Source organism: Cupriavidus sp. Met-2, assembly GCF_049843575.1.
Classification (GTDB): Bacteria; Pseudomonadota; Gammaproteobacteria; order Burkholderiales; family Burkholderiaceae; genus Cupriavidus; species Cupriavidus metallidurans.
The window spans coordinates 93722-114418 of record NZ_JBBHZL010000011.1 but is presented as its reverse complement, the minus strand read 5'-3'; the positions used below and the strand labels follow the sequence as shown (position 1 = coordinate 114418).

The window sequence follows — 20697 nt, the reverse complement described above, 5'->3', positions numbered from 1 at the left end:
CCCGTGATGCCATGAGTACTCTGATTCGCAGCGCCCTCCTCGTCAAATTCTCCGAAGTGTCCCGCACCGTTGGCATCGACGCCGACCGGCTGATCCAGTATGTCGGTGGCGACAGATCCTGCATGTTCTCGCCGGATCTGCACGTGCCGGAACCGTGGCTCGCCCGGATGCTGGAAAGCAGCGAGCAGGCCGGCCAAGGCGCATCGGCGTCGATCGGCTTGCTGATGGCGGAAACCTGGCGGATGTCGGATTTCGGCCCGATCAGTCTGCTACTGCAGCATCAGCCCACGCTGCGCCACGCACTGGGCCAGCTAGAGACCTACCGGCATCTGCTCAGCGAATCCGTCGCGGTCCACGTGGAGGAATTCGACGATATCGCCATCGTCCACCAGCAGGTCATTACCGAGCGGCCTAATCCTGGCCGTCAGCCGGTGGAACTGTCGGTCGGCGCGTTGCAGAGCCTGATGAAGTCGATGCTCGGTGGTCACTGGAAGCCGCGCAGCGTTCATTTCTCCCATGCCGCGCCGCCGAGCCTGCATGTGCACCAGCGCCTGTTCGGCACGCGGGTCGAGTTCGGCTGTGACTTTGATGGCATCACGATCGACCGGCATGACCTCGATCGGCCCAATCCGCTCGGCGACGTCAATCTGGCCCGCTATGCCAAGGAGTTTCTCGACGAGCGTCCGCATGGCAAGCAGGCGTCCACGGCATCCAACGTGCGCCGGGCCATTCAGTTGCTGCTGCCGCGTGGGCGCAGTGGCATCGAACAGGTCGGCCAGCAACTCGGCATGAGTTCGCGCACGCTACAGCGGCGGCTGGAGCAGGAAGGCGTCGAGTTCTCCACGCTGCTCGGCGAGGTGCGCAGGGGGCTGGCCAACCGCTATCTGGGAGACCAGCGGTACCCGGTGTCGCAGGTGGCCACGTTGCTCGGTTTCTCCGAGGTCAGCACGTTCTCGCGCTGGTTCGCCGCGCAGTTCGGTGTGTCCCCGACACGCTGGAGGGCGGACAAGCCCGCGTGAGCGGCCGTCCCTGCCCTGTTCGGTTGAGCGCAGATCAGAACGGACGATCGCCCTTGATCGTGGCTCGCTCCATCCGGCGTGGCGCGGGCCAGTAGTCGCTCACGGCATAGTGCTGCGTGGAGACGTTGTCCCACAGCGCCACGCTGTTCGGCTTCCAGCGGAAGCGGACCTGATACTCGGGAATCGCCGCCTGGCTGATGAGGTAGTTGAGCAGCAGGCTCGCGCCGGGGGTCTTGTCCTGCCCGAAGCGCACGTTTTCCGCGGTGTGGTAGTTAATGAAGTGCGTTGAGAACGGCCCGACGTACAGGATCTTCTCGCCGGTTTCGGGGTGCGTCCGGACCACGGGGTGGTCCACCAGCGGGTTCTTTCGCACCAGTTCCTCGCGCTCTTCGGTCGTCATGATCGCGCCAAAGGAATGCTCGATACCATGCTTGGCTCGCAGGCCGGCGATCTTTACCTTGATGTCCTCGGGCAGGTGCTTGTAGGCCTCTACCATGTTGACCCATATGGTGTCGCCACCGACATCGGGGCAGGAAATGCAGCGCAGCACCGCACCTTTGGGTGGACAGGCGCGCCACGAGGCATCGGTGTGGTACGTGTTCTCGAAGTGGTCCCGCTTCTCGCTCTTGTAGATCTCGATCAGGCCAGGATGCTCGGGCACCGAGTTCGCGACCGGGTGATCTTCCAGATCGCCAAAGCGCTTGGCGAACGCCACGTGGTCGGCCCGCGAGATGTCCTGGTCGCGGAAGAACAGCACGCGGTGTTTGAGCAGGAGCGCCTTGATTTCAGCGAAGAGCGTATCGTCGCGCGCAACATCGGCGATACTCACACCCGCCAGTTCGGCGCCGATCGAGCATGTGAGGGGATTGACTTGCATGATTTCATTCCTTGGGCGTTGTGGATTGAGGGCGGCCACGCCAGAAGCCGTGGTGCGGGCAATCCGGAAACACCCGCGCGCCGTCTGGAAATGATTGTGGCCAACCGCGATGCCTGCTGCTTGACCCATCGCGCCATGACTTGGCGGACCATGCCAATCGCCCGCGCGCGGCGTCTGTGCAAGGCCCGGAATGAGAAGACTGTCGGATTTTGATTTTTTCGAGTGAACGTATTGACGCTTGCGCAGTCAATCTGGTCCCACTCGTGACACCAGAACAATGAAGAAGTTAGTGATTTCCCTGATCCTGGGGATGGCGCCCGTGCTTGCTGGCGCCGCAGGTATGGCGGACTTTTCCCAATGCCGCCAGTTCTTTGCCCACAGCGCGCCACCGAGAGTCACCGCCACGTCCGACCTGAAGTTACGGCCGCTCTGCTATGACGCATTCGCGGTCATGCACTCGGGCCGCAGCAAGACGCCGGTCTACGTCGCAGAGCGATTATCGAGATCCCAGCTTGTCGATGCCCGCGATGAAAAGCGGACCAACCAGTTCTTCGCCGACGCGCGATTACCGCGAGCCGAACGCGCCGAGCTGGACGACTACCGCGGCAGCGGATGGGATCGTGGTCACCTGGCGCCGGCAGGCGATCAGCCCACTGCGCAGGCCATGGCGCAATCGTTCAGCCTGGCCAACATGACGCCACAGGCGCCAAAGAACAACCGCGAGGCGTGGAGTTCGATCGAATCGGCCACGCGCAAGTACGCCATGCGGGCCAAGGGCGATGTCTACGTGATCTCTGGCCCTGTATTCTCCGATCGCCCCCAAACCATCGGCGCGGGCCGCGTCTGGGTGCCCAGCTACTACTTCAAGCTGGTCTACGACCCCACCACGAATCGCGCCTGGGCGCACTGGATTGCGAACACCAACGAGGCTCGCCCTTCGAAGCCGATCAGCTATCACGAACTGGTGAAACGTACCGGCATCGAATTCCTGCCGGGCCTGATGCCCGGTGAAAACACGACTGCCACTGCGCCGGAGCTGCGGGCGGAATCGACCACACGTGGCAACCGTGAGCCGAAGCGCGAGCCGAAGCGCGAGGGCGAGGATCTTGGCCAGGCGCTCAGATCGCTGATTCAGCCCATCGCGCAGGATTTCGAGCGGATCATGCACACCTTGCTGCGGTGGTGGGCTCAGCTACGACACATCATGGCCTGATCGCCGGACCGTCACCGCGTTCATGTTGCCGGCGCATCGGCGCCGATGGCTTCCAGGGCCAGCGACTGCACCGCCTCATCCACGCTGAGTTCATGCAGGGCGCCGAGCGGCAGCGTATCGTCCGCCGAGCGCGTCAATACGTCCAGCGCAGGCGGTTTCAGACGGACCAGCAACAGTCGGCGGCCACGGCTGGCTACCCCCGCGGCGAACGTACGCAAGGCCTCGATCGTCGAACCATCCAGGTCAGGCGTTTCCTCCAGGCTGATGATCACGGTGTGCACGGCGCCCTGCTCCGCCTCGGCCAGGTGCCGCACGCGCAGCAGAATGCGTTCCACATTGGCGAAGAACAGCGGCGCTTCGGGCCGCGCGATCAGCAAGCCGGGAGGAATCGTGGCTTCGGGATGCTTGGAGACATCCACGTAGTTGTGGCTCGTGCCCAGTCGGCCCAACTGGCTGACCCGAGGTTCGGAAAAATTGCGGAGCGTGAGCAGCAGGCTTACCACGATGCCGGCCAGCAGGCCATCCAGCACGCCAAGCAGCAACACCGCCACACACGCCGCCACCACCAGCAGGCGGTCGCGCTGCCATGACCAATAGGGCCGGAACACGCTCAGTCGCAGCGTATGGCTGACTGCGTAGGCCACGATGGCGGCCAGCACCGGTTCCGGGGTCAGCGCCAGCTGCGGCAGCAACAGCGCGACGATCACGGCGACGACCACGGCCGCGCACCATCCCGCCAGCCGGGACGTTGCCCCGGCCGCTTCGTTGGCCGAAGTGGCCGAGTAACCGGCGCCCACCGGCATACCATGCAACAGCCCGGAGCCGAGGTTCGCGAAGCCGAGCGCGAGCAGGTCGCGGTCCGCCGACGTGCTGTCGCCGTGCTTGAGCGCGAAACTCCGGATCGAACTGTAGGATTCCGCATAGAGGATCAGCACCAGCGCGAAGGCCAGTTCGCCGAGCCTGAGCCACTGGCTGCGCGACAGGTCGGGAATCGAGAACGACAGATCCGCCAGATCGATCGTGCCGACCTGCCCGATCCCGAAGTGATGCAGGTCCACCCCATGCGAGGCGGCAATGCCGAGCACGATTACCACCAGCGGGCCGGGGACGTTCTTCCAGCGCGACATGCCGAACAGCAACGCCAGCGCAACCAGCGCGACGATGAGCGCATTCACGTTCCAGGCCGAGAGCTGCCCCAGCATTTCGTAGGTGAAGCGCGGCAGATCGTTGTGCGCGGGGTGCACGCCCACCACGCTGGCCAGTTGCTTGAGGATGATGGTGATGGCCAGGCCGAACGTAAATCCGCGCAGCACCGGCTTGGCAATGAATTCGGTGATGCCGCCCAGCTTGGCCAGCCCGGCCAGCATCAGGAAGAAGCCGCTCAGGATCACCAGCCCCGCAGCCAGCAACAGCCGCTGCGCGGGGTCCGCGCCGGACATGGAAAGCGTGATGGCGGCCAGCACCGCTGCTGAGGACGACGTGGCCGAAACCACCGCGAACCGGCTGGTGCCTGCGAGACCGTAGACCACCAGGCCCACCAGCAGGCCGATCAGGCCGGCCTGCGGTGGCAAATTGGCGATGCCGGCGTACGCCACCGCTTCGGGTAGCAGCAGGCCGGCTATCGAACAGCCGGCAACCAGGTCGCGCAGGCGGCTGCCGTCGCGCGCGCTGTCGGTCGGGTGCGTCGAATCGGTCGTGGTCACGATTCCCTTTGTTGTTTTTCCCGCGGGTGCGTATCTGACGCATGGTAGCCCCATGCGCCCGGCAAGTCAGGCCCCTCTTTTTTCCATCCTCATGGCGCCTTTCGCCCGGCCATGTGATGCAGATAGGCCAGCAGGTCCTTCAGGTCGGCATCGGACAGGGTTCTCTGGTCGATCGACGACATGCGCGAGCCCGGCCACCAGCGTAGCGATTGCGGGTCGCGGATCAGCGCGCTCAACTTTTCGTCGCCCAGGTACTCCACGGCGCTGTTCGGCACGTTCAGGTCCGGCCCCAGCGTGGCATCGCCCATTCGGTTCATCGAGTGGCAGGAAAAACAGACTCGCTGGAAGGTGGCGAAGCCGCGCACCACCGGGCTGTCGGCTGGCAGGTCCGCCGCCGGACGGATGGCGGCAAAGCGCTCGCCCGGCGATACGGTCACGTCGATCCGGACGATGCTGTAGGTCCAGAGACTTTCGTTGATCTCGCTGCTCTCGCTGACCTTGTTATGGGCGTGCCCCTTTGGCACGCTCCAGATCAGCCGGAACGGCCCGATGTCCTGCCCTTTGAGCTTCGGCCACGGCGCAGCCGGATTTTCCACAGCGAGCCACGCGCGCGGGGTATCTGCGCCATCGGCAATCAGCAGCCGCACCGGCAGGTGGGAAATATACCCGTCGCTGGCAGCGGTCGTGGCTGTGGCATCGGCGGCAACCGGCAAGCCGTGCAACAGCGCCGCCAGCGGGATGGCCTTGAAGGTCAGGCGCCGCTTGAGGTTGTCATCGTCCACGGTCACCGACACAAGACGGCGATCCTTGAGCAGTTCCTGGCGTGTCCAGCTTCGCTCCTGCGGGCCGGACACGATGGTCAGTGTGGCGGGGTCGGCTGCGCCTGCGGCTCCGGCTGGGCCGGTCAGAAGCATCAGGGCGCAACCGAGTGTGCCGGCGAGCTTGGCGAACCAGGGGGGCATGGGGTCTCCGGGGGGCGAATTGTCAGTTGGGCGGTGTCGGGAGTCTAGCGTATGGCGGCGTGCTGGAGTGCTGTGCACGCACAAGCAAATGGAGGCCATAAGGTGGTCTGGGTTGGGCATTGAGCGGCGAGCGTTCAGGTCCAAAACCATCGCCACACGCCGCTGTGTCTGGTGTGTCAGTGGCGTCTCGAGATGCCTCAAAGCCCATTCCGGATCGCCTAAACTACAAAACCAACAGCCAGGCCCCGTTCCAGCGCAGCCCCCTTCATGGCGCACATTTTCTTCGCCGCTTCGATTCAGCGCCATATTCCAACGCCCGAGCGCGAGGTCGACGCGCGCACGCTTGGCGAAGCGCTCGAGGCTGTCTTCGCGGATCGCCCCCAACTACGCGGCTATATCCTCGACGATCAGGGGGCGCTGCGAAGGCATCTTGCCGTGTTTGTGGACGGCCGACGGGTGCTCGATCGGCAACATCTGTCCGATGCGCTCGGCGAAAAAAGCCAGGTGCACGTCATACAGGCGCTGTCGGGCGGATAGCGGGAGTCCACTCACACGCGAGGAGGCACTAGACATGAGCGACAGGTTGCTTGTTGCAACTCGCAAGGGATTGTTTGTGTTGCAGGCCGACGGCAAAGGCGGCTGGACGCTCGGCGAGCCCCATTTCATCGGCGAGCCCGTGAACATGGTGCTGGCTGACCGGCGAGACGGATCGCTGTATGCGGCGCTCAATCTCGGCCATTTCGGCGTGAAGCTGCATCGCCGGCGCGCTGGCATGGACGATTGGGAAGAATGCGCGGTGCCTGTCTACCCGCCGCAGCCAGCCGACGAGCACGCCGGTGGCGGCGCGAACGATGCAAGCGCGACTGCCCCAATCCCACCCTCGCCTCCGTGGTCGCTTCAGCAAATCTGGTCGCTCGAGACAGGCGGCGGGGACGAGCCGGGCGTCTTGTGGGCCGGCACGATTCCCGGCGGGCTCTTCCGCTCCGACGATGGCGGCGACACATGGGTACTCAACCGCACGCTATGGGATCGTCCGGAGCGTCGCGGATGGTTTGGAGGCGGCTACGATGCGCCGGGCATCCATTCCGTGATGGTGGATCCGCGCGACAGCCGGCACGTGACGATCGGTGTGTCGTGCGGTGGCGTCTGGCAAACCAGCGACGGAGGCGCGACCTGGCAATTGACTGCCGATGGCATGGAGGCCGACTACATGCCACCGGAACAGCGCGGCGACGCCAACACGCAGGACCCGCACCGCGTCGTGCAATGCGCGGCCAACCCGGACGTCCTGTGGACACAGCATCATTGCGCCATCTTCCGCTCGACCGACGGGGCGATGCAGTGGCACCGGATTGAAGCGCAGCCATCGAGCTTCGGCTTCGCGGTTGCCGTGCATCCGCACGAGCCAGACACCGCGTGGTTCGTGCCCGCCGTGAAGGACCAGTGCCGGATCCCGGTGGATGGCCAGTTCGTCGTCACGCGCACCCGCGATGGCGGGCGCACGTTCGAGCGTTTCTCGGCAGGTCTGCCGTCCGCACCGGCCTATGACCTGGTGTATCGGCACGGCCTCGCGGTGGATGACTCCGGCACGCGCCTGGCGATGGGATCGACCACCGGCGCGCTTTGGGCGTCCGAGAACGGCGGCGAAAACTGGCATCTGATTTCAGCCCATTTGCCACCGATTTATTGTGTTCGCTTTGGATAGGAGCAGAGCCTGCCGCAGGCGCCATACGCGCTGCTGCCATGCTATCGTCAGACAGCGCTAATGCCTGCTTCGGGGAAGAACCAGATGATTTCGCACGTTTTTGTCGGCGTTACCGATTTTGCCCGGGCTTTCAGATTCTATTCGGTGATCATGGGCGATCTCGGGCACAAACTGAAGTTCAGCGAGCCTGACAAGCCTTGGGCCGGCTGGATGGCGGAAGGCATGCCACGGCCCCTCTTCCTGATTGGCGGGCCATACGACGGCAACCCTGCCAGGTGCGGTAACGGTCAAATGGTTGCGTTACTTGCGCCGGATCGCAAGTCGGTCGACAAGGCCTACGCCAGCGCCTTGGCCACCGGAGGATCTTGCGAGGGCGTTCCGGGTTTAAGACCTGAATACCACCCTGACTATTACGGCGCTTATTTCCGGGATTCCGAGGGAAATAAGATCTGCGTTTGCTGCCACGATCCGGTGCGTGAATAGGCCTGGCTGTTGCGATTGGCGTGGCCATATAGGTTGCGTCGCGACTGTCTCCATCTGGCTGGGAAGAGCCCGATCGAGTCGGCTGCCAACAGCCAGGGCGATGGCTGTCTCTGATCGACCCGAAGCGGACGTTCATTTTCCCGAAAGCGGACGTTGGAGTGTCTAACGCAATCTTGAGGGGGCAGCGTGCGTGAGCCCGATGCCGGACGAATCTGCGGGAATTGTTTGAGAGGAGAGAAATCTGCGTTCCAAACGTTGAGATCGAACAACTCGTCGTAATTGTCCAGCAACAACGTTACGAAGTTGCGCACAGCATTGAAGTCTGGGAACTCCATCTTGCAGATATCCCTGCAGAGAAGCCGGGCTTGAATATTGGAATCGAAGCGGAGACTCCCAATTCCATCATCGGTCATTTCTTCGACGAGGCACGTCGGGAGGGAGTTAGCGATTGCAATCTCCTGCACTGTTCCCCGCAGCATATGCCTGATCAATACAATCTCAGCTTCGTTCAGGGTTCTGATCGTCATGCTTGAAAAGAAAAGTGCGCGCGCCGTGAATGTTTCGAGTCAGCATGAAGACTGGGCTCAGCGCGGCTAGTCCACCATCGATGCAACGGCCGCATCTGCTTCAAAACGTGCAGCTAGGCCAGGAGGTCAATGTCAGGTTACTTACCCTCCACCTTGACAAGAATCTGTGTAAGCATTACTGGCACCACTCCTCCCGACCGGAGTGTTGCAGTCCGGTATGCCAATTGGTTTTTCGAGAGATTTATTCCAGCATCCTGCTCGACGCTATTGCAGGTAGTTATCCATTCACTCCAGTTCGCAGACAGAAACGATTCAAGGTGATCATCCAATATGGCCGCGACGTCCGAAATAGTAGTAGGTGGAAAATCCTCTTCAGGCAAGCCGAAGTACCGCATTAACCTGCGGTTCTCCAGTGCATGATTGTTGCGCTCCCGATCTATTTCCTCTTGCTTTTTGTTTTTGGCTTTGGCTCGCGTTTCAAATCCACCGTCCGCATCAAACAGTGCGTAGACTGGCACGCCAATAGATTCCAGAATCGCATGCGCGAGGGGTATCGATGTCTTGCTGCCCACAGGAACGATCGAAATTCCTGCCGCTTCAAGTGCGCCGGGGGAAGTTCTATCTCCAATACCGTAGAACACAGCAGATTCGGTTGTGCCCTCCACAAGAAAAGCGCGATTCGCGAAGAGTGCTATGGCAAGCTGGTCAGCCACGTTATGGTCGAGCCTGCGATCGACCACATCGCCATCCACTGTTCCATTCAGCTTGGCCTTCACAATCTCAACAGTGGCACAGTGGACCGTAACTACCGGGACTTCGTCAGCCGATCTCGTCAGCCGTCTGATTTGATGGAAATGTCGGGCCTCCAGGAAGTAGGGACTATGCGTCGCATAGGTCACCTGAATGCGTTTGCTAGCGTCTTCGGCGAGCGATCTAAGCACCTTCGCAAAGGCCTGCGCCTGAATCGGATGCTGGAAAAGTTCTGGCTCCTCGATCGCCAGGCAAATTATTCCCTCGGCCGAGGCTGCACCTGACTGGGCCAAGAGTTGTAGTGCTGAGATCAGCAGCGTGCGCTGAAAACCGTGTCCTTGCCGCTCCACCGCAGTCTCGGTGGTGCCATCAAGCACAGCCACGTCGAACGTCGTGCGAGGCGCCTTGAGTTCCACTTCAGCCGGCGAAACCGTGATTGCACGGCCAGCGCATAGGTTGTGACGACCTCGTTGAGCTGCGTCGTGATGGCCCCAAGCTGCTCCTTGAACTTCTCTTCATAGACCTGTTGCTGCTTTGCCCGTGACTCCGCAACGATTTCTGCGATTGCCTCATCAGCGGCAGTTCGGTCAATCGAGCGCTCAAGGATTCGCCCAATGATGCTTGCCTTGCCGTCGATGGACTCTTCACTCGCCCGAAGGTCGGCCGTAACGAGGACGAAGTCGAAGAGCCCACTCATCTTGCCGCCGCTGTTGAAACCGAAGAAGTTAGTTTGTAGAGCCTCGGGCGCATCGAGAAGTTGATCAGTGTGAGCCGCCTCCCAAGTCGTCATCGACTGCTCGACGGCAGGACCAGTATTCGCCGCGGGAAGATCAAGCTCCGGGCGATCGCGCCGGAGACTGGCGTACAGCTCTCTCTTCGCAGTCGCACCCCCTGCCGCCTTGATGCCATTGAAGTCCGGAAATCCCTTTGCATTGGCGGAGAGCACATCGGCGCCATCAGGAGATCGGCGCTTCCATGCGGTGAACGTGCCAACTCCCTCCGGCGCGTACTTGCCAAGTGCCTCACGATCCTTTTCGGTGAGGTCTGCGAAGGTGATCTGAACCTCGATGTCTTCGTCGGTCGCCCCAAAAGAGCAATCCTCCTCGGTCAGCGAGCCGGGCTTGCCGTTGAAGAACCAGTCAAGCGCACGAAGCACCGTTGATTTGCCAGCACCGTTCGGCCCGATGAAGGTCGTGACGGAATCGAACGGAATCGTTACGTCTTTCAACGTGCGAAAGTTTCGGATGCGAACGGTTTGGATCTTCATTTCTGGCTTCTGCTCCTTGTGATTTATGTCGCCTCTTGAACTATTGAACCCGCTGAGCGGCTCCTGCATGGCGGCGACAGGCGCGTTTCCGTCCTCTGCGATGTGTGGGTGGAGGGCCACCCACCCTATGGTCGCGAAAATTGTTCACAATTTGGCGACGGCGGCGGACGACCATTCCTGGCCGAATCCGCTCGTCCCGAGCTCGTCCTTTCATTACATAAGGTTTACCACGCTCCTACTAACGGGATCCATAACCGATTCTGCCGGTCTAACCACCGATGCGAAATCCAACAAAATGACCTTGAAATCGACGTCCTTCGACGTGTACCGCTTGATCGGAATCCCCGCCGATTCCAGCACCTGATTCTTTTGCTCATCCCGCTTTTTCGCCCGCACGCTGCCATGCGAAGCGCCGTCAAGCTCGATCACATACAGCGGTCTCATTGTCCCGCGTTCACACACGAGATAATCGACATATTTCTGCGAAAACAGACTCCGGGCACCGTACTCCTTCCCCTTGTGCTGCACGAAAGACGACATGGCTACCTGCGGAAACACATGCGCGTTTCGAAGGCCAACCACTAACCGCTCATAGAGATGGATTTCGTCGTCGCGCATGAACGGTGCCTTTCGGGAAAACTGATAGCGCTTCGAAGACCTGTCCCCGCCGCGCTTCGTCTTCATCGCGCCCAGCACGATAAAGACGAGCGCCATGAACAACGCTAGGCCGAATAATGCCTTCATATGCCTCCTCGATATTCTTGCTCTGTGCGCCGCATTAGCTAGCGATATCGGTGCCCGGAGGCCCGACCGGCGATTATGGCGAGAGGCCTGTAACCTCGCATGCCCCAAACGGAGGGTTCCATCCGCACTTGCCAACTTGATCACAACACCGGAGAAAGCAATCTTCGTACGGGGCTAGCATTGCCGCCCCCAAGCGATCGCGGGCGTTGCCTTCGGATTGTGTGCAATCGAGGCGAGTGTGTCGACCGGCGGCTTCTGGCCAAACCCAGCCCCCGCAAAAAAAGACCCCAGGCTGTGCAGGTATCAGCCTGGGGTGGTAGGTCGGGGATCTGCCCGGGGCTCCACTGCTTGAGCCTTGGCCTGAGCCTTGACGCTTCCATATTCGCAACCCGCGTGCCAGCCCTGGCACGGCTCAATTCGCCCTCGTCGGATTCGCTCGGTCGAGCACCTTGAAAATCAATCGTTTCAATGACTTACGGGCGTTTCAGACGGCCGGTGCAAGGCCGTTGGTGGCGAACGTCGCTGTCGCGCCGGTGTTACGTGTTACGTAACGCCCGGGCGATTCGGTACGACATGGTGAGTTGGCCGGCGGCCTGAGATTACCCGCGCGCGCTGGCGGCGCCGGGCTTGCAGTCTTCAACGATGCCTTCGATACGGCCTTGTCGCAGGATTGGGTGCCACTCGCCCGCGCTGCGGATTTCCACGTCCGAGCCCTGGGCGGCGGCGCGGAGGTAGATCAGGTAGAAGTAGCGCATCTCGGAGGCGGACGCGTGGCCGATGCGGATATCGACCTTGCCCGGTTCCGCATAGGGGACGATGGTCGCTTCTTCCTGCAGCTTGCTCTTCAGGCACTGGACCAGGTCGCCTACGCTGGCATTCGAGTGGATGCGCTTGGGTTCTTGCGACTGGATGTAGTCGGGGGTATTACCGCCGCCCGCGCAGGCCGCAAGCAAAGGGGCCGCCAAGGCGGCAATCAGCAGAACCCGGGTTTTTTGCATGTGTTTTCCTGAGACGCCCGCCCCGCGGGCGTGGGTGGTCCGAAGTCGGGCCGGGCGGCGAGCGTGCTTTCGCCGCCGTGCCAGCCATGGTGCCGGCATCGTACAGACCTCGTTGCCTTGGCACAACCGCGTCCCGGGGCCCTACTAGAAAAAACACGCGGGCGGGCGTCGCGCCGTCAGACCACAGGTGGATTCTCGATATCGATCTCGAGATTTTCCAGGAAGCGGCTGACCAGCATGTAGAAGCCGATCGTCATCAGCACCTCGATCAGCTGCTTGTTGGACAGCACCGATGCGACGGCCTCGTATAGCGGGGCCGGCGCCTTGACGTCCCGGACGACCGCATCTGTGAAGCGGATCAGCCGGATCTCGAGGTCGGAGAACACGTTCGGGTCAGGCTCGGCGGCGCCGTGGTCGAGCACGCTTTCGATCTTGTTTTCAGGCACCCCTGCCTTCCGGGCGACGCGCCGATGCTGATGGATTTCATAGGATGCCCCCGATAGCGCCCCCACACGCAGGATCACCAGTTCGCGCAACGTCGGGTCCAGTTCCGATTCGCGCAGGATCGCGCCACCGAGCGCCAGGAATCCCTCGCCCACGGCGCCGCCATGGGGCAGCATCCTGTAGAGGTTCAGCGGCGGACGCGCGCCGATCATCTTCCTGTACGTCGGCGATGCCTGTTCCAGATCGAAGTATGGAAGTCTTGCCATGATTGTCTCCTGCGTTGTCTAGTCGAGTTTGAGTCCGGCGGCGCGGATGACCTCGCCCCAGCGCTGCGTTTCGGTTGCGGCAAAGGCTGCCAGCGACTTCGCCGTACCGCCCTGAGGGTCAGATGCCAGCGCCTCCATTTGCGCGATCATGGTGGGATCCTTCAGGACTGCATTGGTCTCGCGATTGAGCCGGTCCACGATGGCCTGCGGTGTCCCGGCCGGCGCCCACAGCGCGCCCCACCCTGCAACTTCGTAGCCCTTGATGCCGAGTTCGTCGAAGGTCGGAACGTCAGGCAGGACGGACAGCCGTTTGGGCGATGAAACCGCCAGCGCGCGCAGCTTGCCTGCCTTGATATAGGGCAGCGAGGCCGGCAGGTTGTCGAAGAGCACGGACGTCTGGCCGCCCATCACGTCGTTCAGCGCCGCGGCGCTGCCCTTGTACGGCACGTGCGTGATCTTGATGCCCGCTCTGGACTCCAACAGCACGAGCGACATATGCGGACTGGTCGAGTTTCCCGGTGTCGCGACGTCGATCTGTCCCGGCGCTGCCTTGGCCATCGCGATCAGCTCTGCCAGCGAGGTGGCCTTGTACGACGGATTCACGCTCAGCACGTTCCAGACCTTGCCCATCAGCACGATCGGGACGAAATCCTTCACCGGGTCGTAGCCCAGTTTCGGATACAGGCTGACGTTCATCGCGTGCGTGGTGTTGGTGCCGTAGAACAGCGTGTAGCCATCCGGCGGCGTCTTGGCGACATAGGCGGCCGCGATATTGCCCGACGCGCCCGGACGATTCTCCACCACCACCGGCTGGCCGAGCCGTTTGCCGAGCTGGTCAGCCACCCGCCTGGCGCCCACATCGGTACTGCCACCGGGCGGAAAGCCGAGCACCAGCTTGATGGGCCGGCTCGGATAGTCCGAAGCCGCCTGGCCCGGCACGGGCGTCACGGCTGCCAGGCATACCGTCGCGATGGACAAGGCCGTCGGCAACAGGGCAGGCAACGGGCGTAGTGGTCGTAATGGTCGTAACGCGCGCAACCGGTGCGCCCGCGCATAAACAAGAGATGCATCCATGCAGCGCTCCTCAGGCCGTCAGGGCCACACCGGCGGCCAGTCCGCCGTCCACCTGCAACGCGTGCGCGTTGACGTACGACGATTCGTGGGACATCAGGAACAGGCACGCATACGCCACCTCCCATCCGGTGCCCTGCCGGCCGAACGGCAGCGCCCCACCGACGCGCGCGGGCCGTCGCGCGGTGGCGGCACGGCCCATCGGCGTGTCCATGAGTCCCGGCAACAGGCTGTTGCAGCGGATGCCCTGCTTCTGCCCGGCCATCGCAATGGAACGCGCCAGCGCCACCTGGGCGGCCTTCGACGACTCATAGGCCGGGTTGCCGCTGCTGTTGCGCAAGGCAGCCAGCGAGGACATCAGCACGATGGAACTACCCGGCTCCATATGGCGCATGGCCTGCTGCGCGAACAGCATGTTGCTGCGCACGTTGACGGCGTACTCGCGGTCCCACGTGTTGGCGTCCTGCTTATCGATCGGCAAGGCGCTGGAAATGCCCACCACCATGACCAGGCCGTCGAGGCCTCCCATCTGACGAGCCGCGCGCTCGACTAGCGGCGCGATGGTCTCGGCGCGTTCGACATCGGCCACCTCGGCAAAGACGGTCGCACCCAGGTCCTTCGCCTGCCTGCAGGTCTCCGCCACGGCGGGTTCGGAAATATCGACGCAGGTCAGTGTGGCGCCTTCACGCGCAAACAGCAGCGAGATCGCGCGGCCGTTGCCGACGGGCGGGTCCGGATCATCGATGACGCGCTGTCCGGCCCCGACGACGAGAATGCGACGCCCTGCCAGTCGGCCGCCAGCGGGCGGGGTTTGTCCCAGCGCCTCGTCAAAACATTGCACTTCCGGATGGATCGGGCGTGTCGCGGTCATGTTGTCTCCGTTGTAGTTCCAGATGTGGAATCGTTTTCCGTGTGGTATTAATTTACCCAGCAAGGAAATCGGCGTCCAACTGTGGAACGTTTTCATTAGGGAAGACCATGACGGGAAAGGCTTCTGTGCGCGATGTGGCGCAGGCGGCGGGGGTATCGGTCGGCAGTGTGTCGCGCGTCCTGAACGGCAACGGCTATGCGAGCCAGGAACTGCGCGGCCGCGTGCTGGCCGCGGCGAAAGCACTCGACTATGAGCCGAGCTTCGCCGCGCGCCATCTGCGTACCGGGCGCAGTCGAACGGTCGGCTATCTGACAACCGATATCAGCAATCCGCTGCTGGCGGCCCATTTCAGCGAAGTCGAGCAGCACATGCACGCTGCGGGCTATTCGATGCTGATCGGCACCACGCGGAACCAGCACCACCGCGACCGCCTGCTGGTCGAACTGTTCGAGACGCGCCGGCTTGAGGGCATCATCGCGTCACTGAGCATGGAAAGTTCGGACCCGGCCGAAGACCTGTTCGCCAAGGCGGACCTGCCGATCGTCATCATGGATCGCGAAACGGCATCGCCCAGGGATTGCGTGCTGATCGACCATCGAACCGGACTGAGCCTGGCAGTGCGCTACCTGAAGCAACTCGGCCATCGGCGCATTGCGTTCTTCGGGCCAAAGGAAAGCATCCGTCCGGGCCGTGAGAAGCTGCTCGGCTATCAGGAAGGACTGGCCGAGGTCGGGCTTGCATTCGATCCCGCGCTGGTGTGCACCCTGCCCTCGATGGACTCCTCGCGCGCGGCGATGAAGCAGATGCTGGCGCTGAAGCAACCGCCGACGGCGGTGATCGCGCTGGGCACGCGCCTGCTTTCAGGGGCGCTCTATGAGGCGCGCAAGGCCGGGCTGGAAGTGCCGCACGATCTGTCCGTCATCGCGCTTGGCACGCCGGAAACGCTCGAACTGATGTATCCGCCCCCGACGATGCTCCGCTTCAACACAGCGCTTTCGGCAGAGACCGCGGCGAACCTGATGCTCGACCGGCTCGAAGGCCACTACGCTGGCGAGGCGCGGCGCGTGGTGATACCGATGGATCTTATGTTGGGCGAATCATGCGCGCCGGTGCGTCCGGGGCGGTAGCGTCCCCAGGACGCCCGGTACGGCAGTCCGCGAATTCAGCGATTGCCGTCGCCTGGCACATCGTTCAACTCGTAGCTGGTGCTTCGGCCGCCCGCCGCCGCCTTGCGCAGCATCCCCCGCTCGACCAGATCGTTAAGGTCCCGCAGCGCGGTATCGCTGGAGCATTTGGCGATGGCCGCCCATTTGCTGCTCGTGAGCTTGCCGTCGAATCCGTCCAGCAACCGGTTCAACACCTTGATCTGCCGGGCGTTGAGCGCCTGCGTGCCCCAGTGCTGCCAGAAGCGTGACTTGGCCAGGACGTCGTCGAGCGTGACCTGCGCCTGATCCACCGCGCGGTGCAACGTCTCAAGGAACCATGACAACCACGGCGTGACCTCCATTGCGTCCTTCTGCGTCCGTTCGAGGATGTCGTAGTACGCGTTGCGTTCGCGCTGGATCTGGGCCGACAGGCTGTAGAAGCGTTGCGTGCTGCCGTCGGCCCGCGCCAGCATCAGATCGCCGATGGCGCGCGCGATACGGCCATTGCCATCGTCGAACGGGTGCAGTGTCACGAACCACAGGTGAGCAAGGCCGGCGCGGATCAATGGGGCTTCGCCAGACGCGGCGTTGATCCATGCCAGGAAACGGTCCGTCTCCGCGGGCAGACGTTCGGCGGGCGGCGCTTCGAAATGCACGCGCTGTCGGCCGATCGGGCCGGAAACCACCTGCATGGGCCCCGCCGAGTCGTCGCGCCAGTGGGCGACGTTGATCCGCGACAGGCCCGAGTAGCCGGTTGGAAACAGCGCCGCGTGCCAGCCGAACAGTCGCGTCTGGGACACCGGCGCCTGGCTGTTGGTGGTGGCGTCCAGCACCATTTCGACGACGCCATCGACATGTCGATCGACGGGCGCCAGCGCGCCGATTTCAACACCGAGCCGTCGTGCGATGGACGAGCGCACCGAATGCACGCTGAGATGCTCGCCCTCGATTTCACTGGTCTTGACTACGTCGTCGGTCAGCGCCGCCAGGCACGCCTGGTCCCGCAGCCCCATGCCGAGGTCTGCCAGTCTCCCCATCAACATGCCTTGGGCGCGACTGACCTCGGCCATCTGCGAGGCTAGCGCGCCGAGGTCGTAGCGCCAGTTGGGCCAGTCGGGGGCTTGCCAGATATAGGTGTATTCGCCGCGATTCATGCGGGGATTATGGCCGGCATTCACCGCATGGACAAGATATTCGCCGCACAAGTTGCGGTGAATATTGCCGTCATTCCCCGCAAATCGTCTGGATGAGGCATCAAAATGTCTATTGATCCGCTTTTTGAGCATGAAGCCAAGGCGCGTCCAATGGCTCAGGACCATCCACCTCCCAGCGCCCGGAACGCCGACACCGCCGCCCGTGCATTATCCGCCTGCACCCTTGCCTGCTGGTCGCGTGCAGCCAGCAATTGCCGGTCTTCGTCCAGCACTTCATAGAGGCTGACCACCCCGCCCTTGTAGGCATCCTCGGATGCGTTTCGCGCACGCTCATGCGCACGGATCTCTACGGCGAGTTCGCGGTTTTGCGATTCGAGCTGCGCCAGCGAGATCAATGCGTTTTCGACGTCCTCGGTGGCCTGCAGCATCGACTTGCGATAGCTGGCCAACGCTTCGGCATTGGCGCCCTTGGCCAGCGCGACCTCCGCATTGACCCGGCCGAAATCGAACAGCCGCCAGCGCAGCCCAGCCGCCGCCGCAGGCTGGAAGGCCTGCGCGGTGAACAGCTTGCCGGCGGACAGGCTTTCGAATCCAAGCAATGCCGATAGCGAAACCTTCGGGTAGTACTCCGCCGTGGCCACGCCAATGCGCGCACTCGACGCCGCAAGCCTGCGTTCGGCGGCAATGACGTCTGGGCGACGTTCCAGCAGGTTTGCCGGACCCTGTGCCAAGGCGACTTGTGGCACCGCCTGCGTTTCGTGCTTCGAATCGCGCAACTCGGCTGCGTAGGTGCCCGGTTGCGCGCCCATCAGGACGTCGAGGCGATTAAGCTGCGTTTCCAGTTCGATCTGCAGCGGCGGAATCGTGACGCGCGTCTGCGAGAGTTGGGCCTCGGCCTGCGCCTGCTCGCGCTCCGCCCCGATGCCATCGGCCAACCGCAAACGCACGAGATCAAGCAGGCGCTGGTTGGTCTCAACCTGTTGCTGCGCGATGGCGATGCGAGCCTGAGCACCCCGCACACGGAAGTAGGCGTCCGCCGCCTCCGCTGCCACGAGAATCCGAACGCCCATATGGTTCGCCTCTGCCGCCTGCAGTTCGGCATTGGCCGCCTCGGCACCGCGCCGCAGCCCGCCAGCGATGTCGATTTCCCACGTGGCCGCAGCGCCCACCGAATAGAGCGTCTGGTTGCGGTCATATCCGGGGAATGTGCTGCCGATCTTGCCCAGCGGGCTTTGTACGGATTGATGCAGCTTGGTCACGTCGCTATAGGCATTGCCTTGCGGAAGCAACTCGGCCCCAGCGAAGTTGGCGGCGGCACGGGCTTGCGCCACGCGGGCAATTGACGCCGCCATGTCGAGATTCTGTTCAAGGGCCCGCTCGACGATCTTTGTCAGCACCGGGTCCTGGAAGCCGGCCCACCACGTATCCAGCGCCACCGGTTCGCGCGCGTCGTTGATCGCTGCCACGTCGGCGGCGTGCTGGTACTGCGTCGGCATCTCGCTATCCGGCGTGCGGTAGTCAGGGCCGACCGCGCAGGCGGCCACGCCCAGTGCAGCGAGTGTGGCGGCGGCCAGGGCCACGGCGCGCGCGGTACGTTGAACCAGTCCTTGGGCATGGGTGCCGGGAAGTGCTTTCGATGCCATCTCGATTCCTTTCGTCAGTTCTCATGCAGCGGTTCTCGAAACTGTTTCTTGCATGATGATAGTTACTAGCCTAGACTAACTTTCATATTGATAGCAACGTCTTTTTTCGAGGACGGACTGCCATGTTCAGAAAGTCACATCGCAATGCGCCCTGCCCAATGGCACGTGGCATCGAACGTGTCGGAGACCCCTGGACTTTCCTGATCCTGCGTGAGGCGTTCTACGGCACGACCCGCTTCGACGAGTTCCAGAAAGTGCTTGGCATCGCGCCGAACATGCTGACGCGACGACTGAACAGTCTGGTGGACGACGGGCTGCTGACCCGACGCCAGTACAGCGCCCACCCGCCCCGCGACGAATACCTGCTGACCGATCTCGGGCGCGATTTCCGTCCCGTGCTGCTGGCCCTGCTGGCATGGGGGAGTCGCCACTTCTCACAGGAGGGCGAACTGGTACGTCTCATGGATCGCCGCACCGGCCACCCGGTGGAATTCGCGCTGGTGGATACGGCCACCGGCACCCCCATCACCGCATCCGATCACTACCTCGCGCCGGGCCCCGCCGCGGGTCCGGGCCTGCGCGCGCGCCTGGAACGCGCCGCTCAGCATCAGCAATCCGATTCGAATACCACCGCGCCCACGATGGGCGCGTGCTAACCATGGAACCACGGAGCACAGTCATGACAAGCACCACCACCGCGAGCCGCGCCCCCGCCGAGGCCGCTCCATCCACGGCAGCCCCGGCCAGGCGTGGCACCAACCGGCGGGCGTTGCTGATACGCGGCGCGGGCGCCTTGCTCGTCGTGACAGCCGCGGGATACGGCTATCACTGGTGGACTGATTCACGCTTCACCGAAGAGACCGACGACGCCTACGTAGGCGGTGACGTGACGCTGATTGCCGCGAAGGTGCCGGGCTATGTCGCGGAGGTTCTGGTGACCGACAATCAGCAGGTGCACGCGGGAGATCTGCTGGCACGCATCGACGACCGCGACTATCGCGCAGCGCTGGCCAAGGCGGAGGGCGCAGTCGCGTCCGAGCAGGCGCTGATCGCCAATCTCGATGCACGGGAAAAACTGCAGCAGGCGGTGATCGCCGAGGCCCGCGCCGGTGTGGCGGCGGTGGATGCGGAAACCAAGCGGGCGCGCGACGACCAGGCGCGCTATGCCAGTCTGGTCGAGAAATCGGCGGTCTCGATCCAAAGCTCTCAGAAGGCCGATGCCGACTACAAGCAATCGGTCGCCAACGGCCAGAAAGCGAAGGCCAGCGCGGAAGCCGCCCTGCGCCAACTCGATGTGATCGCCACGCAAAGGCAGCAGGCGCAGGCATCGCTGACCCAGGCGATTGCCGAGCGCGACATCGCCCGACTCAATCTTGGCTACACCGAACTTCGCGCGCCAGTCGACGGCACCGTGGGCAACCGCCGCGCGCGCGTCGGCGTCTACGCGCCTAACGGCGGCCAGTTGCTGTCGATCGTGCCGGCACGCGGACTCTGGGTCGATGCCAATTTCAAGGAGGGCCAGCTTGCACATATGCGGCCCGGCATGCGTGCCACGATCGTGGCCGACGTGATGCCCGGCAAGGTCTTCCACGGCCGCGTCGAAAGCCTGGCACCGGCCACGGGCGCGCAGTTCAGCGTGCTGCCTCCGGAGAACGCCACCGGCAACTTCACGAAGATCGTGCAGCGCGTGCCGGTGCGGATCGTGCTGGATGACGAAGATGCCAGGCTCGGCACCCTGCGCCCGGGCCTGTCGGTGGTGGCGGAAGTCGATACGAAGGCCGCAAAGGTGGTGACGGCAGACACCGCAGCGAGCAAGTCATGAGCGCCGACGTCAGCACGCCTTCCGCCGCGCAGG

General features: G+C 63.1%; 19 protein-coding genes and 1 pseudogene. 8 read left to right on the top strand and 12 right to left on the bottom strand.

The annotated features are described in order from the left end of the window. The first annotated feature begins 11 nt into the window (after positions 1-11). Positions 12-1019, top strand: coding sequence for an AraC family transcriptional regulator (locus WD006_RS21985; protein ID WP_375198985.1), 1008 nt, complete (start codon positions 12-14; stop codon positions 1017-1019). A gap of 34 nt (positions 1020-1053) precedes the next feature. Here the strand turns inward: WD006_RS21985 and WD006_RS21980 are convergent, their stop codons facing one another. After that, positions 1054-1896: a TauD/TfdA dioxygenase family protein gene (locus WD006_RS21980; protein WP_029308955.1), complete on the bottom strand. Its 843-nt coding sequence runs from the start codon at positions 1894-1896 to the stop codon at positions 1054-1056. A 277-nt stretch (positions 1897-2173) separates the two neighbouring features. On the opposite strand from WD006_RS21980, the gene WD006_RS21975 reads away from it, so the two are divergent. Then, entirely contained in the window at positions 2174-3109 is a 936-nt protein-coding gene (locus WD006_RS21975; RefSeq protein ID WP_029308954.1) for a DNA/RNA non-specific endonuclease, read from the top strand. A gap of 20 nt (positions 3110-3129) precedes the next feature. On the opposite strand, the gene WD006_RS21970 is transcribed toward WD006_RS21975, so the two are convergent. After that, positions 3130-4866: a SulP family inorganic anion transporter gene (locus WD006_RS21970; protein ID WP_029308953.1), complete on the bottom strand. Its 1737-nt coding sequence runs from the start codon at positions 4864-4866 to the stop codon at positions 3130-3132. Between the two features lie 35 nt (positions 4867-4901). Then, positions 4902-5774, bottom strand: coding sequence for a c-type cytochrome (locus tag WD006_RS21965; protein WP_029308952.1), 873 nt, complete (start codon positions 5772-5774; stop codon positions 4902-4904). Positions 5775-6041: 267 nt separating this feature from the next. Here WD006_RS21965 and WD006_RS21960 point away from each other — a divergent pair, with 267 nt between their 5' ends. The 3 genes from WD006_RS21960 to WD006_RS21950 all read left to right on the top strand — a co-directional run bounded on the left by WD006_RS21960 (position 6042) and on the right by WD006_RS21950 (position 7962). Next, positions 6042-6311 (top strand): MoaD/ThiS family protein, encoded by a 270-nt coding sequence (locus WD006_RS21960; RefSeq protein WP_008646108.1) that lies wholly within the window; start codon positions 6042-6044, stop codon positions 6309-6311. A gap of 34 nt (positions 6312-6345) precedes the next feature. Continuing rightward, the gene (locus WD006_RS21955; protein WP_029308951.1) at positions 6346-7479 is read left to right on the top strand and encodes a WD40/YVTN/BNR-like repeat-containing protein; all 1134 of its coding nucleotides are present in this window, start codon (positions 6346-6348) and stop codon (positions 7477-7479) included. An 84-nt stretch (positions 7480-7563) separates the two neighbouring features. After that, positions 7564-7962: a VOC family protein gene (locus tag WD006_RS21950; protein WP_035833420.1), complete on the top strand. Its 399-nt coding sequence runs from the start codon at positions 7564-7566 to the stop codon at positions 7960-7962. On the opposite strand, the gene WD006_RS21945 is transcribed toward WD006_RS21950, so the two are convergent. From WD006_RS21945 to WD006_RS21915, 7 genes and pseudogenes are all read right to left on the bottom strand, one after another. Then, a complete protein-coding gene (locus tag WD006_RS21945; RefSeq protein ID WP_375198992.1) occupies positions 7899-8441 on the bottom strand; it encodes a DUF6984 family protein in 543 nt (180 codons plus the stop codon). The two genes, WD006_RS21950 and WD006_RS21945, sit on opposite strands and share 64 nt — an antisense overlap. 185 nt (positions 8442-8626) lie before the next feature. Then, positions 8627-10506 (bottom strand): annotated as a pseudogene (locus WD006_RS21940) (ATP-dependent nuclease). Between the two features lie 213 nt (positions 10507-10719). Continuing rightward, positions 10720-11250, bottom strand: a complete 531-nt coding sequence (locus WD006_RS21935) for a DUF2726 domain-containing protein (RefSeq protein WP_011519079.1) — start codon at positions 11248-11250, stop codon at positions 10720-10722. 599 nt (positions 11251-11849) lie between these two features. Next, positions 11850-12248, bottom strand: a complete 399-nt coding sequence (locus WD006_RS21930) for a hypothetical protein (RefSeq protein WP_024569727.1) — start codon at positions 12246-12248, stop codon at positions 11850-11852. Positions 12249-12424: 176 nt separating this feature from the next. Further along, positions 12425-12958: a carboxymuconolactone decarboxylase family protein gene (locus tag WD006_RS21925; protein ID WP_029308949.1), complete on the bottom strand. Its 534-nt coding sequence runs from the start codon at positions 12956-12958 to the stop codon at positions 12425-12427. Positions 12959-12976: 18 nt separating this feature from the next. Next, positions 12977-14032: a Bug family tripartite tricarboxylate transporter substrate binding protein gene (locus WD006_RS21920; RefSeq protein WP_051723301.1), complete on the bottom strand. Its 1056-nt coding sequence runs from the start codon at positions 14030-14032 to the stop codon at positions 12977-12979. Between the two features lie 10 nt (positions 14033-14042). Further along, positions 14043-14900, bottom strand: coding sequence for an SDR family NAD(P)-dependent oxidoreductase (locus WD006_RS21915; protein WP_035833418.1), 858 nt, complete (start codon positions 14898-14900; stop codon positions 14043-14045). 107 nt (positions 14901-15007) lie between these two features. Here WD006_RS21915 and WD006_RS21910 point away from each other — a divergent pair, with 107 nt between their 5' ends. After that, positions 15008-16027, top strand: coding sequence for a LacI family DNA-binding transcriptional regulator (locus WD006_RS21910; protein WP_029308946.1), 1020 nt, complete (start codon positions 15008-15010; stop codon positions 16025-16027). 35 nt (positions 16028-16062) lie between these two features. Here WD006_RS21910 and WD006_RS21905 read toward each other — a convergent pair whose 3' ends face one another. Continuing rightward, positions 16063-17199 carry a Fic family protein gene (locus WD006_RS21905; protein ID WP_029308945.1) on the bottom strand — a complete coding sequence of 379 codons (1137 nt, stop codon included), beginning with the start codon at positions 17197-17199 and terminating at the stop codon, positions 16063-16065. 155 nt (positions 17200-17354) lie between these two features. Beyond that, positions 17355-18842: an efflux transporter outer membrane subunit gene (locus WD006_RS21900; RefSeq protein WP_029308944.1), complete on the bottom strand. Its 1488-nt coding sequence runs from the start codon at positions 18840-18842 to the stop codon at positions 17355-17357. A 122-nt stretch (positions 18843-18964) separates the two neighbouring features. Here WD006_RS21900 and WD006_RS21895 point away from each other — a divergent pair, with 122 nt between their 5' ends. After that, positions 18965-19498 carry a winged helix-turn-helix transcriptional regulator gene (locus WD006_RS21895; RefSeq protein ID WP_011519087.1) on the top strand — a complete coding sequence of 178 codons (534 nt, stop codon included), beginning with the start codon at positions 18965-18967 and terminating at the stop codon, positions 19496-19498. Between the two features lie 23 nt (positions 19499-19521). Continuing rightward, positions 19522-20664: an HlyD family secretion protein gene (locus WD006_RS21890; RefSeq protein ID WP_011519088.1), complete on the top strand. Its 1143-nt coding sequence runs from the start codon at positions 19522-19524 to the stop codon at positions 20662-20664. The last annotated feature ends 33 nt before the right edge of the window (positions 20665-20697 follow it).

Excerpts from the sequence above, each read along its gene's own strand:
- WD006_RS21985 (WP_375198985.1), top strand. The coding sequence starts at position 12 with ATGAGTACTCTGATTCGCAGCGCCCTCCTCGTCAAATTCTCCGAAGTG.
- WD006_RS21980 (WP_029308955.1), bottom strand. The coding sequence starts at position 1,896 with ATGCAAGTCAATCCCCTCACATGCTCGATCGGCGCCGAACTGGCGGGT.
- WD006_RS21975 (WP_029308954.1), top strand. The coding sequence starts at position 2,174 with ATGAAGAAGTTAGTGATTTCCCTGATCCTGGGGATGGCGCCCGTGCTT.
- WD006_RS21970 (WP_029308953.1), bottom strand. The coding sequence starts at position 4,866 with ATGGGGCTACCATGCGTCAGATACGCACCCGCGGGAAAAACAACAAAG.
- WD006_RS21965 (WP_029308952.1), bottom strand. The coding sequence starts at position 5,774 with ATGCCCCCCTGGTTCGCCAAGCTCGCCGGCACACTCGGTTGCGCCCTG.
- WD006_RS21960 (WP_008646108.1), top strand. The coding sequence starts at position 6,042 with ATGGCGCACATTTTCTTCGCCGCTTCGATTCAGCGCCATATTCCAACG.
- WD006_RS21955 (WP_029308951.1), top strand. The coding sequence starts at position 6,346 with ATGAGCGACAGGTTGCTTGTTGCAACTCGCAAGGGATTGTTTGTGTTG.
- WD006_RS21950 (WP_035833420.1), top strand. The coding sequence starts at position 7,564 with ATGATTTCGCACGTTTTTGTCGGCGTTACCGATTTTGCCCGGGCTTTC.
- WD006_RS21945 (WP_375198992.1), bottom strand. The coding sequence starts at position 8,441 with ATGCTGCGGGGAACAGTGCAGGAGATTGCAATCGCTAACTCCCTCCCG.
- WD006_RS21935 (WP_011519079.1), bottom strand. The coding sequence starts at position 11,250 with ATGAAGGCATTATTCGGCCTAGCGTTGTTCATGGCGCTCGTCTTTATC.
- WD006_RS21930 (WP_024569727.1), bottom strand. The coding sequence starts at position 12,248 with ATGCAAAAAACCCGGGTTCTGCTGATTGCCGCCTTGGCGGCCCCTTTG.
- WD006_RS21925 (WP_029308949.1), bottom strand. The coding sequence starts at position 12,958 with ATGGCAAGACTTCCATACTTCGATCTGGAACAGGCATCGCCGACGTAC.
- WD006_RS21920 (WP_051723301.1), bottom strand. The coding sequence starts at position 14,032 with ATGGATGCATCTCTTGTTTATGCGCGGGCGCACCGGTTGCGCGCGTTA.
- WD006_RS21915 (WP_035833418.1), bottom strand. The coding sequence starts at position 14,900 with ATGACCGCGACACGCCCGATCCATCCGGAAGTGCAATGTTTTGACGAG.
- WD006_RS21910 (WP_029308946.1), top strand. The coding sequence starts at position 15,008 with ATGACGGGAAAGGCTTCTGTGCGCGATGTGGCGCAGGCGGCGGGGGTA.
- WD006_RS21905 (WP_029308945.1), bottom strand. The coding sequence starts at position 17,199 with ATGAATCGCGGCGAATACACCTATATCTGGCAAGCCCCCGACTGGCCC.
- WD006_RS21900 (WP_029308944.1), bottom strand. The coding sequence starts at position 18,842 with ATGGCATCGAAAGCACTTCCCGGCACCCATGCCCAAGGACTGGTTCAA.
- WD006_RS21895 (WP_011519087.1), top strand. The coding sequence starts at position 18,965 with ATGTTCAGAAAGTCACATCGCAATGCGCCCTGCCCAATGGCACGTGGC.
- WD006_RS21890 (WP_011519088.1), top strand. The coding sequence starts at position 19,522 with ATGACAAGCACCACCACCGCGAGCCGCGCCCCCGCCGAGGCCGCTCCA.